Raw genomic sequence first — 14,376 nt, 5'->3', positions numbered from 1 at the left:
AACGGAGCCGCAGGACGCCTAGGGCGCGCGCCTGCTCAGACCGCGCAGCTCCCGTCGCCGCAGGTGTCCGCGTCGTCGGCGGCCAGGACCTGCACGCCGGAGTCGGCGTGCGCCCGCTCCAGGGCCTGGCGGAAGACGTCGGCGGGCTGGGCGCCGGAGATGCCGTAGCGGCGGTCGATGACGAAGAAGGGGACACCGGTGGCGCCCAGCTCGGCGGCGGTGCGCTCGTCGGCGCGGACCTCCTCGGCGTAGGCGTCGGGGTCGGCGAGGACCCGCGCGGCCTCCTCCTCGGGCACCCCGGCCGCGGCCGCGATGCCGGTGAGCACCGCGGCGTCGCCGAGCGGGCGGGCCTCGGCGAAGTTGGCGCGGTACAGGGCGGTGAGCAGCGCGTCCTGGACGCCGTGCGCCTTGGCCAGGTGGAGCAGCCGGTGCAGGTCGAAGGTGTTGCCGTGGACGCGGTCGGAGCGGTAGTCCAGCCCCTCGCCGGCGGCCGCCTCGGCGACCCGGGCCTCCATCGCCTCGGCCTGCTCCCGGCTGACGCCGTACTTCGCCGCGAGCATCTCCAGGACCGGGACGTCGGTGGCCGGCGGCGCGGCCGGGTCCAGCTCGAAGGACCGGTGGACGACCTCGACGTCCGCCCGCCCGGCGAAGGCCGCCAGGCCGGCCTCGAAGCGGGCCTTGCCGACGTAGCACCAGGGGCAGGCGATGTCCGACCAGATTTCGACGTGCATGGGGGTGACTTTCCTCGGGGGGACCGGCCGGGGCCGGCCGGGGGTACGGAGGGGTGCAACGGCGCGGCGGAACGGGTTATTCCGGGGGCCGGTCGCCGCGGCCACGCGCGGGCGGCGGGTCGGCGGGCGGCCGGGCGCCAGGCGGTACCTTCCCACCATGGGTATGCCATCGTCGCAGGACAACGCCGGGTTCTGGGAGACGACCGGGGCCGCGAAGACGTTCACCCACCCGATCGACCCGGAGCTGCTGGCGGAGTTCGTACCGCGGACCGCGCGGGTGCTGGACTACGGCTGCGGGTACGGGCGGCTCACCGCGGAGCTGGTGGCGGCGGGGTATTGCTCGGTGCGCGGGGTGGACCGGTCCGCGGCGCTGATCGCGCGGGGGCGGCGGGAGCACCCGGAGCTGGCGCTGATGCGCTGGGCCGGGCTGCCGCTGCCGTTCGTGGACCGGATCTTCGACGCGGCCCTGCTGTTCGCGGTGCTGACCTGCGTGCCGGACGACGCGGGCCAGCGGGCGATCGTCGGGGAGCTGGCGCGGCTGGTGCGGCCGGGCGGGGTGCTGTACGTGAGCGATGTGCCGCTGCAGGACGACCCGTTCAACCGCGAGCGGTACGAGCGGTTCGCGGCGCGGTACGGGACGTACGGGGTGTTCGAGGCGGAGGACGGCGGGGTGTTCCGGCACCATGCGCCGGAGTGGCTGCGGGGGCTGCTGGGGGCGGCGGGCTTCACGGTGCTGCGGGAGCGGCGCACGGTGGTGCCGACCCTGAACGGCCACACCGCCGAGCGGCTGCAGCTCATGGCGCGGCGGGAGCCGGCGGCTGCTCCGGACCGGCCAGCGGCAGGGTGAGCGCGAGGTGGGTGGCGTCGGGGGCGGGGCGGCGGTCGGCGTCGGGGCGCCAGCCGAGGCGGTGGTAGAAGGCGCGCGCCCGGCGGTTGTGCCAGCGCACGTCGAGGACGGCCCGGGAGAAGCCGGCGGCGCGCCAGGCGTGCAGGCAGGCGGCGTGCAGCGCGCGGCCCACGCCGGCGCCCCAGTGGGCCGGGTCGACGTGGAGCTGGCGGAGTTCGACGGTGCTCGCGGGGCCGGTGTGCGGGGAGTGCTGGGGCTCGCCCCAGGAGGCGGCGCCGAGGACGGTGCCGTGCCGGACGGCGCAGAGGGTGGGGGCCCGGTCGCGGTGCAGCATCCGGTCCCAGGCGTCCCACCGACGGGCGTACTCGGCGGGCGCGTCGAACGGCGCGTCCGGCACCCGGGCACGGAGGTAGGCGGCCCGGGCGGCGGTGTGCAGGGCGGCGATCCGCTCCACGTCGGCGGGGGTGGCGGGGCGGACCTCCGGGGCGGGGCTCACCGGCCGGTCCCCTCCCCCGCCGGGGACCCGGCCGGCGTCCACCGCGTCCGCCGTGGCCTCCGCCCCAACGCGCTCCCGGCGCTTCCCGGTTCGGGGGTCCACGCTCCAGACTGGTACTGCTTCCGCTGCCGTCATGTGCGTCCTCCCGGGCGAAGCCGTTGCCGCGCGGACCCTTGCCCCCACACAGGACGACGTTCTCTATGCTGAACGCTGTCCCAGATGATGAATCCCTGGGACTCTATGGCCGTGCGAACAGAGGGGTCAAGGGCGATGGCAGCTGCCGAGACCGGTGGGGCGCAGGTCAAGTCCGCAGTGCGGACGGTGGAGTTGCTGGAGTACTTCGCGGGCCGCCCCGGCATGCACAGCCTCGGCTCCGTCCAGGAAGCCGTCGGCTATCCCAAGTCCAGCCTCTACATGCTGCTGCGCACCCTGGTCGACCTCGGCTGGGTGGAGACCGACGCCACCGGCACCCGCTACGGCATCGGCGTCCGCGCCCTCTTGGTCGGCACGTCGTACATCGACGGCGACGAGGTGGTGGCCGCCGCCCGGCCGACCCTGGACCGGCTCTCCGACGACACCACCGAGACCATCCACCTCGCCCGGCTCGACGGCACCGACGTCGTCCACCTCGCCACCCGTCAGTCGCCGCACTACCTCCGCCCGTTCACCCGGGTCGGCCGGCGGCTGCCCGCGCACTCCACCTCGCTGGGCAAGGCGCTGCTCGCCACCTGCACCGACGACCAGGTGCGGGCCCTGCTGCCGGCCACCCTGCCGGCGCTGACCGAGCACACCCTCACCGACCGGGAGCGGCTGATCGAGGAGCTGCACACGGTCCGCACGCAGGGCTTCGCGGTCGACCGCGAGGAGAACACCCTCGGCCTGCGCTGCTTCGGCGTGGCGGTCCCCTACCGCACCCCGGCCCGGGACGCGATCAGCTGCTCGGTGCCGGTGGCCCGGCTGACCCCGGCCCACGAGCAGACGATCAAGGACGCGCTGTTCGACGCCCGGGACCGGCTGACGCTGGCCACCCGGCGGCTCTGAGCCCCGCGGAACCCGGTCGGCCCAGCCGGCCGGGCCCGCTCACCCGTTCTCCGTAGGCCAGCAGGACCGCCCGGCCGGCTGCGGCTTATCTCGTGGGTGGAGGCGCGGAACTCCACCGACTTCCCAGTGGCGCACGTGTGCCACGGCCGCGCTTCGCGGAGGTTGTGCCCATGCGTTCCACCCGACTGCTCACCGGTGCCGCGCTGTCCGCCGCCACACTGGGCCTGGCCGCCACCGCGGCGTACGCCGGCGACTTCGGCACCATCGAGGTCTCGCCGGGCACGGCCACCGCCGGCGCCACGGTCTCCCTCTCCACCACCGGGTGCGGGGCCAGCCGCTCGGCGAGCGTGGACGCCGCCGCGCTGGGCGGGGGCACGGTCGCCTTCGCCCCGGGCCCGGCCAAGGGCTCCCTGGTGGGGAAGGTGACGGTCAAGCCCGGTACCAAGCCCGGGAATTACGGGATCGGCGGCAAGTGCGCCGACGGCAAGGCGCTCACCGGCACGGTCCGGGTCGCCACCCAGGAGTCGTCCACCGGCCCGAGCGCGAGCCCGGGTTCGGGCATGGGTCCGGGGATGAGCGCGAGCCCCGGGACGGGCCACGGCAGCGCGGCGCCGAGCATGCCGGCCAAGGAGCACTCCGCTCCGCCCGCGCCCGGCGGCGCCGGCCCCACCACGCCGCCCAAGGGCAAGATGAAGACCGGTGAGGGCTCCACCAGCGAGGACGGCATCAACACCACCGAGATCGCGGCCGGCGCCGGGGTGGCGCTGGCGGCCGCGGCCTGCGGGGTCTGGCTGGTGCGCCGGCGCCGCCCCGGCGGCCGGTACTGACCCCGGCCGCGCTCCCGGCCTGCCATGCCGCCCGACGCCCCCGCGGGCCCCGCTCCCCCGCCACCGCCTCCGGAGGGCGGGCGGCGTGGCCGGCGGCGCGGCCGGGCCCGGCCGGCCGGTGCGGCGGCGGCCGCGGTCACCGTCCTGGCGTGCGGCGCCGGCGCCTGGCTGATCGCCGGCGGCACCCGGGAGACCGCGCCGCCGCCCCAGCCGCCCGCCGCACAGGGGTTCACCGGCGGACCGCCGGGCGGGGCCCCGGCCACCGAACGGGCCGCGCCGCCGCTGCCGCCCGCCGAACCGCTGCGGGTGGCGGTGCCGTCCCTGCGCATCGACGCCCCGCTGATCCGGCTGGGGCTGGCCGCGGACGGCAGCCTGGCCCCGCCGTCGGCCGGGGACCGCGATCTGGCGGGCTGGTACGCCGAGGGCACCCCGCCGGGCGCCACCGGCACCGCCCTGATCGCCGGCCATGTGGACACCCGCACCGGTCCCGCGGTCTTCTACCGCCTGGGCGCCCTGAAGAAGGGGCACACCGTGCGGATCCTGCGCGCGGACGGCCGGACCGCGGTGTTCACCGTCGACGCGGTGGAGGTCTACGACGGCCGGCACTTCCCCGACGAGAAGGTCTACGGCGAGGCCCGCCGGCCCGAACTCCGGCTGATCACCTGCGGTGGCGGCTTCAGCCGGGCCCGGCAGGAGTATCTGGGCAATGTCGTGGTCTTCGCCCACCTGACGGGAAGTCAGGCCAAGGGCACGGAGGCGGCGCCGCTGCCCTGGGCCCGGCCACCCGCCGACCGGTTCAGCGCCCACGGCGCACCCCGCGCCGCACCAGCCGGTCCGGCCACCGCGCCGACCGCCTTGACCGGCCGGGACCCGGCTTCCTAGCGTGTCCCTCCGTTCGCGGCACGTCCTCCCTGTGAACCCGGGTCCGGTGGCCCCGGCCGGCGACGTCCGCGGGCACGGCCCCGCCGCCCAGCCGGAGGACTACCGCCCATGACCGCACCCCGCACCGTCCTGCTCACCGGCGCCGCCGGCGGGATCGGCACCCTGATGCGCGAGCTGCTGCCGCCGTACGGCTACCGGCTGCGGCTGTTCGACCGGCGCCCGATCGAGGGCGAACCGGACGCGGTCACCGCGGAGTTGGCCGACACCGAGGCGCTGCGCGCGGCGGTCCGCGGGGTCGACGCGATCGTCCACCTCGCCGGCATCTCCGTGGAGTCGTCCTTCGAGAAGATCCTGCGGGCCAACATCGAGGGCACCTACCTGCTCTACGAGGCGGCCCGGGCGGCGGGTGTCCGGCGGGTGGTCCTCGCCTCCTCCAACCACGCAGTCGGCTTCACCCCGCGGCCACCGGACGGCTCGGCCGCCATCCCCGTCGACACCCCGCGCCGCCCGGACACCTTCTACGGCCTCTCCAAGGGCTTCGGCGAGGACCTCGCCGCCCTCTACTGGGACCGGCACGGCATCGAGACCGTCTCGCTGCGGATCGGTTCCTGCTTCCCGGAGCCGACGACGGTCCGGATGCTCTCCCTCTGGCTGAGCCCGGCGGACTGCGCACGGCTGCTGCACGCCGCGCTCACCGCCGAACACGTCGGCCACACCGTCGCCTACGGCTCCTCCGCCAACACCCGCCTGTGGTGGGACCTGTCCACCGCCCGCGCCCTGGGCTACGACCCGCAGGACGACTCCGAGCCGTACGCCGCCCAACTCCTCGCCGCCCAGGGCGAACTCGACCCGGACGACCCCGACCACGCCCACCTCGGCGGGACGTTCTGCACCAACCCGCCCATGTGGCCGCATTAGTGACGTTTCCCGGGCGATCCGGCACCGTACGGAACCTCGTCCCCGTCCCCCGGCGTCCTTGAGGGCACAACGCCCGCCCGGTATCGGCACACCGCGTCCGGACGGGCCGCACCACACACGCGAGAACGAGGTACACACCATGGGCATCGTCAGCTGGCTTCTCCTGGGCCTGATCGCAGGCGTGATCGCCAAGGTCCTGCTGCCGGGACGGGACCCGGGCGGCCTCGCCGGCACCACCCTGACCGGGATCGCCGGCTCCTTCCTCGGCGGCTGGCTCTCCACCCGCTTCCTGCACCGCCCGATCCCCAAGGACTTCTTCGACCCGGCCATGTGGGTCTCCGCGGTGGCCGGTTCCCTGATCCTGCTGATCGCCTACCGGCTGCTCTTCGGCAACTCCCGGGCCCGGCGCTGACCGGCGCGGACGCCCGCCCCGGCCGCCTCAGGGGCGGGCCGGCGCGGGGAACCGCGTACCTCCCCTGACCGTTAGGGCTGGCATGACCGCAATGACTCCTGGCTCGAACCTCCCGCTCGCCACCGCGCGGGTGGCGGTGACCGTCACCGCCCCCGTCCGGCTGGACGTGTCGGGCCTGCTGCTGACCGCCGGCGGCAAGGTGCGCTCCGACGACGACTTCGTCTTCTACAACCAGCCGGCGGGGCCGGGGGTGAGCCACCGCACGGCGTCCGACGGCGACACCATCACGGTGGACACCGCCGCGGTGCCCGCGGACATCGACAAGGTCGTGGTCACCGCGAGCCTGGACGCGCCCGGCGCCACCTTCGCCGGCACCGAGCCGACCGGCACGGTCCGGGACGCCGACGGCGGTGCCGTGCTGGCCACCTTCACCCCGCCGCGGCTGGGCCCGGAGACCGCGCTGGTGGTCATGGAGATCTACCGCCGCGGCGGCGGCTGGAAGGTCCGCGCGGTCGGCCAGGGGTACGCCGACGGCCTCGCCGGCATCGCCACCGACTTCGGGGTGAGCGTGGCGGAACCGGCCGCCCCGGCGGCGCCCGCCCCGCAGCCACCCGCCGTGCCCCCGGCCCCGGCGGCGCCCGTCCCGCCGGCCCAGTGGGCACCGCCCACCGGCGCCCCCGCCCCGGTCGCCCCGCCCCCGCCGGCCGCCCCGGCCCCGCCGTCCCCCGCGCCCGCCACCGGCAAGATCAACCTCGACAAGGGCCGGGTCAGCCTGCAGAAGAACCAGACCGTCTCCCTGGTCAAGGGCGGCCGCCCGCTGCTCGCCTCGGTCCGGATGGGCCTGGGCTGGGAGCCCGCGCGGCGCGGCCGGAGCATCGACCTGGACGCCTCGGTGATCGCCTACGGCCCGGACCGCGACACGATCGACAGCTGCTACTTCGGCAAGCTCAGGATCCTGGACGCCGCGATCCAGCACTCCGGCGACAACCTCACCGGCGACGGCGCCGGCGACGACGAGGTGATCACCGTCCACCTCGGCGGAATCCCCCCGCAGGTCACCGGCCTGGTCTTCGTCGTCAACTCCTTCTCCGGCCAGAAGTTCTCCGAGGTCGCCAACGCGTACTGCCGGCTGACGGACGCACAGACCGGCGAGGAGCTGGTCCGCTTCGACCTGGCCGGCGCCGAGCCACGGACCGGCGTGCTGATGGCCAAGCTCGTCCGCCAGTACTCCGGCGAGTGGGAGATGACCGCGCTGGGCAGCTTCGTCGACGCCCGCACGGTGCGCGGCATGGTCAAGCCCGCGGCCGCCGCGCTGTAGGCCGCTACGGAGCGGGTGCGGGGCCGGCCCCCGCACCCACCGCGGCCGGGCCGCCCCGGCCGGCCAGCCCCGCCACCCGCGCCAGCCGCTCGTAGGACTCCCGCAGCGCCGCCCGGTCGTAGGTGCTGGTGGTCACCAGCACCTCGTCCGCCGCGGTGCGCTCGATCAGCGTCCCGAGCGCCTCGGCGACCTGCTCCTCCGTACCGTGGACGTGCCCCCGCAGCGCGTCCTCGTAGAAGCCCCGCTCCCGCTCGGTCGTCATCGCGTCCCCTTCGGCCTCCGGCCGCAGCGGCGGGAACACCCCGTGCGTCCGCGAGTACGCCAGCGCCCGCGCCTCCGGGACCAGCAGCCGCCGGGCCGCGTCCGCCGTCCCGGCCACCGCGACCGTCCCGGAGATCACCACGTACGGCCGCGGCCAGAGCCCGGACGGACGGAACCCGGCGCGGTACTCGTCGAGGGCCGCGAGCAGTTTCTCCGGGTCCCGGAAGTCGCCGACGACCAGCGCCAGCCCGGCGCGCGCCGCGATCCGCGCGCCGGCGCCGGTGGCCAGCACGAACGCCGGCACCGCCAGCCCCTCGGCCGGCCGGGCGTGCACCTGCGGATGGGCCGTCTGGGTCCCCGTGAAGTAGCCGAGCAGCTCGGCCAGCTGCTCCTCGAAGTCCTCCGCCGCGTCCTTCTCCGTGCCCAGGGCCCGCCGGATGCCGCCGGTGAAGCCGACCGAGCGGCCCAGCCCCATGTCGATCCGGCCGGGAAAGAGCGATGCCAGGACCCCGAACTGCTCGGCCACGACGAGCGGGCGGTGGTTGGGCAGCATCACCCCGCCGGTGCCGACCCGGATCGTGGCGGTGGCGGAGGCGACGGCGGCGGCCAGCACAGTGGGCGCGGAGCCGGCGACGCCGGGCACACTGTGGTGCTCGGCGACCCAGAACCGGTGGTACCCCAGGCGCTCGGCATGCCGTGCCAGCTCCACGGTGTCCCGCAACGCCGCAGCGGGCGGGTGTCCCTCCCTGGTGCGGGAGCGGTCCAGGATTGAGAATTGTGTCGTCCGTACAGTCGCGCTCACCTTCCCTTCAACATCCGTCCGCGCCCAGGATTCCGTCCCCGCGCCCCCTCGGCCCCCTCCCCCACGCCTGACGACGAGGAGCGTCCGATGACCCAGCAGCCGCCCCCGGCCGGCGGATCCGACCGGCCCGGGCCCCCGGACCACCCGGACGGCGCACCCCGCCCGGACCTCCCCGAGCGGGTCGCCGCCACCTACGGCGCGGAGGACCTCAGCACGGTCCCCGCGTTCACCGGCGGCTTCATCAACTTCGGGTACTGGGCCTGGCTCCCCGAGCCGGCGGACCGCCCGCTGACCGAGGACGACCGGCTCCGCAGCGAGCAGGACCTCTACCGACTCGTGCTGGACACCTACGACCGGCCGCGCGGCCGCACCGCCCTGGAGGTCGGCTGCGGGCGCGGGCTGGGCTGTGCGCTGGCCCTGCGGGAGTTCGACTTCGGCTCGATGATCGGCCTGGACGCGCACCCGGACCAGATCGCCCGCGCCCTGGAGGCCAACGCCGACCTGCTCCGCGAGGACGCCGGCCCCCGCCGGCTGGAGTTCGTGCTCGGCCCGGCCCAGGGGATGCCGCTGCCGGACGCCTGCGCCGACTTCGTCTTCTCCGTCGAGGCCGCCCAGCACTTCCGCGACCTGGCCGGCTTCGCGCGGGAGGCGGTGCGGGTGCTGCGCCCGGGCGGAGGGTTCGCGCTGGCCACGTTCTTCGCCCGGGTCCCGGACGCGGTCCGGGTGCTGCCCCAGCTGCTGCCGCCGTACGCCGACGGGCTGGACGTCCCGCACCTGGTGGACGACGTGGCCGAGACGTTCGCCGCGGCCGGGCTGCGGGACGTCGCGGTGACACCGATCGGCGACGGCGTCTGGGAGCCCTACGACCGCTACATGGAGCAGCGGCCGGAGCTGCGCGACAAATGGCCCCGGCAGTACCTGACGGCCTATCAAACGGGGCTGCTGGACTACTACTTGCTCACGGCGGCGGCCCCGGCCGACTGAGCCGGGGCACGCGCCGACAGGCCCTGCCCGCTATTCGCCGCGCCGTGAGCGCGCCTTGAAGGCGGCCTTGCGGGCCTCCTTGGCGGCCTTCTTGTCCGGGTGCAGCCGGCCCATGGCCTCCAGCACCTCCGCGGTGGCCGGGTGGTCCACCCGCCAGACCGCGTCGAAGAACCCGCTGTGCTGCTCGGTCAGCGCCCCCACCAGCTCGCTGAGTTCGGCCGCCGCCTCGTCGCCGGTGTCGCCCAGCTGGGCCGCGATGGTGTCCACCGTCAGCCAGAAGACCATGTCCTGGGACGGCTCGGGGATGTCGGGCAGCGCGCGCTCGGCGAGCCAGACCCGGGCCAGTCCGCCCAGGTGACGGTCGTCGAGGACCTCGCGCAGCGCCGGCTCGGCCGCCGGACCGATCAGCGAGAGGGCCTGCTGGGCGGCGAGCCGGCGCAGCGGGCCGCGGTCGTCGTCGCCGCGGGCGGCCGCGAGCAGGCCCCGGGCGGCGTCCAGCGGGGTGCGGGCGGCCAGCCACTGCTCGGCCTCCGCCTGCGCCAGCGCCTCGGGGTAGTCGGGCAGCGCCTCCAGCAGGACCTCGGCGTCCTTGCCGACGAGGTCGCCGACGGCCGGGGCCTCCACACCGGCGTCCAGCATCCGTGCGCGGACCGCCCAGACGCCGAGCGGGGTGAGCCGGACCATGCCGTACCGGGCGACGTCCTCGTCGGCCAGCGGCTCGGCGGCCCGGACCGTCTCGCCCTCCTCGTCCAGCTCCTCGATGAGCGCCTCGTCGACGGGCCGGTAGACGACCAGCCCGATCGGCTCCAGCACCCGGAACTGGTCGTCGAGCCGCATCATCGCCTCGGAGACCTCTTCGAGGATCTCGTCGGTGGGCTCGTCCATGTCGTCCGGGACGATCATGGAGGCGGCCAGCGCGGGCAGCGGGACGTCCTGGTCGGGCAGTTCGTTCAGCGCGCTGAGGAGGTAGAGGTTGCCGAGGATGCCGTCCAGCAGCTCGGCCTCCTCCTCGGGGTTCCAGTCGAGGGCGTCCAGGTCCAGTTCGCCGCCGTCGGCGAGCTGCTCGGCGATGTCGGAGAGGTCCGGGGCGACCGCGTCGGCGAGCACGGTCTCCATGCCGCCGAGCCAGATGTCCAGCACGTCCTGGGGGCTGCCGGCGGTGAGCAGACCCAGCTCCTCGCCGGGGGTGGCGGTGCCGACCGCGGCGTCGTCGGGGAGGTTCGCGGCGTCCTCGGCGTCGTCCTCCTCGTGCTCGGTGATCTCGACCAGCCCGGTGTCCACCGCCAGCTGCCATGCCTCGGCGGTGTAGGAGGGGCCGTCCTCGTCGCCGGCCAGGCCCAGATGCTCGGTGGCGGCGGCCAGCGGCTTGGCCAGCAGCTCGCCGCCGACGCCGACCGGGACGCCGGACTCCGCCCAGCGGGCGAGCCGGGCGGCGCGGGCCAGCAGCGGGGCACTCAGCGCGGCCCGGGCCAGCTCCGCTTCGGGGTGCAGCCGCACCGGCGGCATCGTGGGGCGGTCTGCGGACATCTGGCTCAGCTCCTCGGACGGACGTCGGCTTGTGCGCCGCCCAAGCGTAGACGGAATTCTCCCCATGTCGGGCGGTTCACCCTCCCGTACGCTCCCGTCCACCCGGGGAACCTTGACAACTCCCTTGCGCACACAAGAGATTGACGCGCGTAGCGCGAGCGCCGGTCCCGCTCCGCCGCCTCTCCACCCCCCTACCCCCCTTTCTCCGGAGGCTTGGATGCCATCCCGTCGTACGCTCCGCAGGCCGGTCGCCCTCACCGCGGTGGCCGCCTGTGCCGCCCTCGCCGGCGGACTGCTCAGCATGCAGTCCGCCTCCGCGGCCGGCACCCGGATCCACGACATACAGGGCAGAACCCGGATATCCCCGCTGGCCGGCAAGCAGGTCGACGGCGTGCCCGGCACCGTGACCGCGATCCGGGCGTTCGGCTCGTCGCGCGGCTTCTGGGTGCAGGACCCGCACCCGGACGGCGACCCGGCCACCAGCGAGGCGGTCTTCGTCTTCACCGGCAAAAAGACGCCGGAGGTCGCGGTCGGCGACGCGATCACCTTCACCGGCACGGTCAGTGAGTACTACCCGGGCGGCAAGGCCGCCGGCGGCCAGTCCGTCACCGAGATCACGGACGCCACCTGGCAGGTCACCGCGGCCCACCAGCCGCTGCCGGCCCCGGTCAAGCTCAACACCTCCTCAATTCCCGCGACTTACGCACCCGACGCGGGCGGAAAGAGCATCGAGTCGCTGCCCCTGCGGCCGGCCACGTACGCCCTGGACCGGCTGGAGTCGCTGGAGGGCATGCGGGTCGCGCTCTCGAACGCCCCGGTCGTCGGCCCCACCAACACCCACCACGAGCTGTGGGTGACCGCCACCCCCGGCCACCACCGCACCGCCCGCGGCGGCACGCTCTACGGCTCCTACGCCGACCCCAACGGCGGCCGGATCAAGGTCCAGTCCCTGATCCCCTTCTCCCAACGGCCGTTCCCGGTCGCCAATGTCGGCGACCGGCTGACCGGCACCACCGCCGGCCCGCTGGACTACGACAACTTCGGCGGCTACACCGTCCAGGCCACCGAACTGGGCCGGCTCGCCGCCCACACCCCGGCGCCGGAGGTCACCCGCAAGCAGACCGCCGACGAGCTGGCGGTGGCCACCTACAACGTCGAGAACCTCGCGCCGGACAACCCGCAGGAGAAGTTCGACCGGCTGGCGAAGGGGCTGGTGCACAACCTCGCCGCGCCCGACGTGATCGCCCTGGAGGAGGTCCAGGACGACAGCGGCGCCAAGGACGACGGCACGGTGACCGCCGGGGTCACCCTCAAGAAGCTCACCGACGCCGTCAGGGCGGCCGGCGGCCCGTCGTACCGGTGGCGGTCGATCGACCCGCGGAACGACCAGGACGGCGGCCGGCCCGGCGGCAACATCCGGGTGGTGTTCCTCTTCAACCCGCAGCGGGTGGCGTTCACCGACGTCAAGGGCGGCGACGCGACCACGCCGGTGAAGGTCGTCGACGACCACGGCCGGGCCGGGCTGTCGGCGTCGCCGGGCCGGATCGCACCGGGCGACGCGGCGTGGAAGTCCAGCCGCAAGCCGCTGGTCGGCGAGTTCACGCTGAAGAGCAGGCCCGGCCGCCGGGTCTTCGTGATCGCCAACCACTTCAACTCCAAGGGCGGCGACCAGGGTCTGGACAGCCGGTTCCAGCCGCCGGCCCGGACCTCGGAGACCCAGCGCACCGCCCAGGCCGGGCTCGTCAACGGCTTCGTGAAGCAGCTGCTGGCCAAGGACCCCAAGGCCGATGTGGTGGTGGCCGGGGACCTCAACGACTACCAGTTCTCGCCCGCGCTGAAGACCCTCACCGCCGGCGGGGTGCTCACCGACCAGGTCACCGAGCTGCCGCCGGCCGAGCGCTACAGCTACGTGTACCAGGGCAACTCCCAGGTGCTGGACCACCTGCTCACCAGCAGGGCGCTGACCCGGACCGACTACGACATCGTGCACATCAACGCCGAGTACGCGGACCAGACCAGCGACCACGACCCGCAGGTGCTGCGGATCAGGCCCTGACACCCCGCGGTCCCGCCCCGCACTCCTGCCCCGCGCCTCACCCGGGGTGATCGTCCCGTCACTCCACCGGCCCACCCCCGGGGGCCAACCGCGCCCGGGGGTGCGGTACTGGGCTGTGTAAGCACCATTTCGGCGAGACAAAAGGAGTCATGATGCCGAAGTCGCAGAACCGTAAGTCGGGCAAGCAGGACCGGGCCGCCGAGCGGCGCTCCGAACAGCACCGGTCGCAGTCGCCGGAGTCCGCCGCCGAGCGTACCCAGGACCTGAAGCCGCGGTCGCGCAAGGCTGACTGACGCGGGTAGGGCAGTACGCCTGAGCGGCCGCCGCACCGGCTGGTGCGGCGGCCGCTCCGTCGCTTCCGGGCGCCGGCGGGCGCGTCACCGGGCGGCGGGCACCGACCGGTCCTCGGGCCCGCCCCCGCCGGCCACCGCCGCCCCGGTATCCGGCCCGGCGGGGATCAGGTCCCGCACCAGCAGGGTGGCCCCCGCGACCGCGCCCGGCATCAGCAGCACCGCCGCGAACGGAATCAGGAACAGCAGCACCAGCGGCGTCCCGAAGCCGACCGCCAGCCCGAGCCGGCCGCGCAGCAGCCGCAGCCGCTCGCGGACCGGCACCTGGCGGCGCTGCATCGCCACCGTGGTCAGCTCCACCGCGAGGAAGAAGCCGGAGACGCAGAAGCCGACGGCCGGGACGGCGGTCTGCCCGACGACCGGCAGAAAGCCCAGGAGGAAGAGCAGCACCCCGAACCCGGCGGCGCGCAGCAGGACATGGACCATCTCCCGCAGCGCAATGCCGATCTCCCGCCACAGCGGGCGGTCCGGGCCGGGCGGGCAGCCGCCCTCGCTCTCCTCGACCCGCTCCGAGAGCGACTCGTAGAAGGGGTCGCCGATCAGCAGGGTGACGGCGGTGAACGTCAGCACCGACAGCGTCAGCCCGCCGGCCAGCAGCAGCGCCACGAACAGCCCGCGCAGCAGCCCCTGCCACGGGGAGCCCCAGCCGTCCGCGAACGGCGTCGCCCACGCGGCGACGTCGCCTGCCCACAGAGCCAGCACCGTGAGCAGCCCCGCGTAGAGCACCAGCGCGATCAGCGCCGGGATCAGCCCGAACCCCCACCACCGGCCGTGCCGGGCGGCCCACCGCACACCCCGGCCCAGATACCGCATCCCCGCGACAAGATCACGCATGGGGCCACCCTATCGGCGCGGCACGGCGGCCGGTCCGGGCCCGGAAGCGGGCACGCCCCGGGGCCGGCGGAGGGACCGCCGGCCCCGGGG

The 14,376-nt window shown here is 75.1% G+C and carries 14 protein-coding genes and 1 pseudogene; 10 read left to right on the top strand and 5 right to left on the bottom strand.

Going from position 1 to position 14,376, the window contains the following annotated elements; translation table 11 throughout:
- Nucleotides 1–35: 35 nt before the first annotated feature.
- Nucleotides 36–731, bottom strand: a complete 696-nt coding sequence (locus B073_RS0104370) for a DsbA family oxidoreductase (protein WP_018536871.1) — start codon at nt 729–731, stop codon at nt 36–38.
- 157 nt (nt 732–888) lie between these two features.
- On the opposite strand from B073_RS0104370, the gene B073_RS0104365 reads away from it, so the two are divergent.
- The gene (locus tag B073_RS0104365) at nt 889–1,578 is read left to right on the top strand and encodes a class I SAM-dependent methyltransferase (RefSeq protein WP_018536870.1); all 690 of its coding nucleotides are present in this window, start codon (nt 889–891) and stop codon (nt 1,576–1,578) included.
- On the opposite strand, the gene B073_RS0104360 is transcribed toward B073_RS0104365, so the two are convergent.
- The gene (locus B073_RS0104360) at nt 1,526–2,176 is read right to left on the bottom strand and encodes a GNAT family N-acetyltransferase (protein ID WP_234024993.1); all 651 of its coding nucleotides are present in this window, start codon (nt 2,174–2,176) and stop codon (nt 1,526–1,528) included. The two genes, B073_RS0104365 and B073_RS0104360, sit on opposite strands and share 53 nt — an antisense overlap.
- Nucleotides 2,177–2,344: 168 nt before the next feature.
- Here B073_RS0104360 and B073_RS0104355 point away from each other — a divergent pair, with 168 nt between their 5' ends.
- From B073_RS0104355 to B073_RS0104330, 6 genes and pseudogenes are all read left to right on the top strand, one after another.
- Nucleotides 2,345–3,115 carry an IclR family transcriptional regulator gene (locus B073_RS0104355; protein WP_018536868.1) on the top strand — a complete coding sequence of 257 codons (771 nt, stop codon included), beginning with the start codon at nt 2,345–2,347 and terminating at the stop codon, nt 3,113–3,115.
- A gap of 170 nt (nt 3,116–3,285) precedes the next feature.
- Nucleotides 3,286–3,942 carry a hypothetical protein gene (locus B073_RS0104350; protein WP_018536867.1) on the top strand — a complete coding sequence of 219 codons (657 nt, stop codon included), beginning with the start codon at nt 3,286–3,288 and terminating at the stop codon, nt 3,940–3,942.
- Between the two features lie 24 nt (nt 3,943–3,966).
- A pseudogene (locus B073_RS39075) lies at nt 3,967–4,683 on the top strand (class F sortase); the annotation flags it as partial.
- 249 nt (nt 4,684–4,932) lie between these two features.
- Nucleotides 4,933–5,742 (top strand): NAD-dependent epimerase/dehydratase family protein, encoded by an 810-nt coding sequence (locus B073_RS0104340; protein WP_018536865.1) that lies wholly within the window; start codon nt 4,933–4,935, stop codon nt 5,740–5,742.
- 139 nt (nt 5,743–5,881) lie between these two features.
- On the top strand, nt 5,882–6,154 hold the full coding sequence (locus tag B073_RS0104335; protein WP_018536864.1) for a GlsB/YeaQ/YmgE family stress response membrane protein: 273 nt from the start codon (nt 5,882–5,884) through the stop codon (nt 6,152–6,154).
- 91 nt (nt 6,155–6,245) lie between these two features.
- The gene (locus B073_RS0104330; protein ID WP_018536863.1) at nt 6,246–7,472 is read left to right on the top strand and encodes a TerD family protein; all 1,227 of its coding nucleotides are present in this window, start codon (nt 6,246–6,248) and stop codon (nt 7,470–7,472) included.
- A 4-nt stretch (nt 7,473–7,476) separates the two neighbouring features.
- Here B073_RS0104330 and B073_RS39070 read toward each other — a convergent pair whose 3' ends face one another.
- Nucleotides 7,477–8,454, bottom strand: a complete 978-nt coding sequence (locus tag B073_RS39070; RefSeq protein ID WP_018536862.1) for an MsnO8 family LLM class oxidoreductase — start codon at nt 8,452–8,454, stop codon at nt 7,477–7,479.
- 168 nt (nt 8,455–8,622) lie between these two features.
- Here B073_RS39070 and B073_RS0104320 point away from each other — a divergent pair, with 168 nt between their 5' ends.
- Nucleotides 8,623–9,519: a class I SAM-dependent methyltransferase gene (locus B073_RS0104320; protein ID WP_018536861.1), complete on the top strand. Its 897-nt coding sequence runs from the start codon at nt 8,623–8,625 to the stop codon at nt 9,517–9,519.
- Between the two features lie 30 nt (nt 9,520–9,549).
- Here the strand turns inward: B073_RS0104320 and B073_RS0104315 are convergent, their stop codons facing one another.
- Nucleotides 9,550–11,046, bottom strand: coding sequence for a hypothetical protein (locus B073_RS0104315; protein ID WP_018536860.1), 1,497 nt, complete (start codon nt 11,044–11,046; stop codon nt 9,550–9,552).
- 217 nt (nt 11,047–11,263) lie between these two features.
- Between B073_RS0104315 and B073_RS0104310 the strand changes: the two genes are divergently transcribed.
- Nucleotides 11,264–13,102, top strand: a complete 1,839-nt coding sequence (locus B073_RS0104310; protein ID WP_018536859.1) for an endonuclease/exonuclease/phosphatase family protein — start codon at nt 11,264–11,266, stop codon at nt 13,100–13,102.
- A 152-nt stretch (nt 13,103–13,254) separates the two neighbouring features.
- Nucleotides 13,255–13,395, top strand: a complete 141-nt coding sequence (locus tag B073_RS47060; protein ID WP_018536858.1) for a hypothetical protein — start codon at nt 13,255–13,257, stop codon at nt 13,393–13,395.
- An 84-nt stretch (nt 13,396–13,479) separates the two neighbouring features.
- Here the strand turns inward: B073_RS47060 and B073_RS0104300 are convergent, their stop codons facing one another.
- A complete protein-coding gene (locus B073_RS0104300; RefSeq protein WP_026247052.1) occupies nt 13,480–14,286 on the bottom strand; it encodes an EI24 domain-containing protein in 807 nt (268 codons plus the stop codon).
- Between the last annotated feature and the right edge of the window lie 90 nt (nt 14,287–14,376).

The organism is Streptomyces sp. MspMP-M5, from assembly GCF_000373585.1.
In the GTDB taxonomy this organism is placed as follows: Bacteria; Actinomycetota; Actinomycetes; order Streptomycetales; family Streptomycetaceae; genus Streptomyces.
The sequence above is the reverse complement of the archived record's forward strand: the minus strand, read 5'-3'. Positions and strand labels throughout refer to the sequence as shown.

Coding starts and splice junctions, on each gene's coding strand:
- B073_RS0104370 (WP_018536871.1), bottom strand. CDS start 731: ATGCACGTCGAAATCTGGTCGGACATCGCCTGCCCCTGGTGCTACGTC.
- B073_RS0104365 (WP_018536870.1), top strand. CDS start 889: ATGGGTATGCCATCGTCGCAGGACAACGCCGGGTTCTGGGAGACGACC.
- B073_RS0104355 (WP_018536868.1), top strand. CDS start 2,345: ATGGCAGCTGCCGAGACCGGTGGGGCGCAGGTCAAGTCCGCAGTGCGG.
- B073_RS0104350 (WP_018536867.1), top strand. CDS start 3,286: ATGCGTTCCACCCGACTGCTCACCGGTGCCGCGCTGTCCGCCGCCACA.
- B073_RS0104340 (WP_018536865.1), top strand. CDS start 4,933: ATGACCGCACCCCGCACCGTCCTGCTCACCGGCGCCGCCGGCGGGATC.
- B073_RS0104335 (WP_018536864.1), top strand. CDS start 5,882: ATGGGCATCGTCAGCTGGCTTCTCCTGGGCCTGATCGCAGGCGTGATC.
- B073_RS0104330 (WP_018536863.1), top strand. CDS start 6,246: ATGACTCCTGGCTCGAACCTCCCGCTCGCCACCGCGCGGGTGGCGGTG.
- B073_RS0104320 (WP_018536861.1), top strand. CDS start 8,623: ATGACCCAGCAGCCGCCCCCGGCCGGCGGATCCGACCGGCCCGGGCCC.
- B073_RS0104315 (WP_018536860.1), bottom strand. CDS start 11,046: ATGTCCGCAGACCGCCCCACGATGCCGCCGGTGCGGCTGCACCCCGAA.
- B073_RS0104310 (WP_018536859.1), top strand. CDS start 11,264: ATGCCATCCCGTCGTACGCTCCGCAGGCCGGTCGCCCTCACCGCGGTG.
- B073_RS47060 (WP_018536858.1), top strand. CDS start 13,255: ATGCCGAAGTCGCAGAACCGTAAGTCGGGCAAGCAGGACCGGGCCGCC.
- B073_RS0104300 (WP_026247052.1), bottom strand. CDS start 14,286: ATGCGTGATCTTGTCGCGGGGATGCGGTATCTGGGCCGGGGTGTGCGG.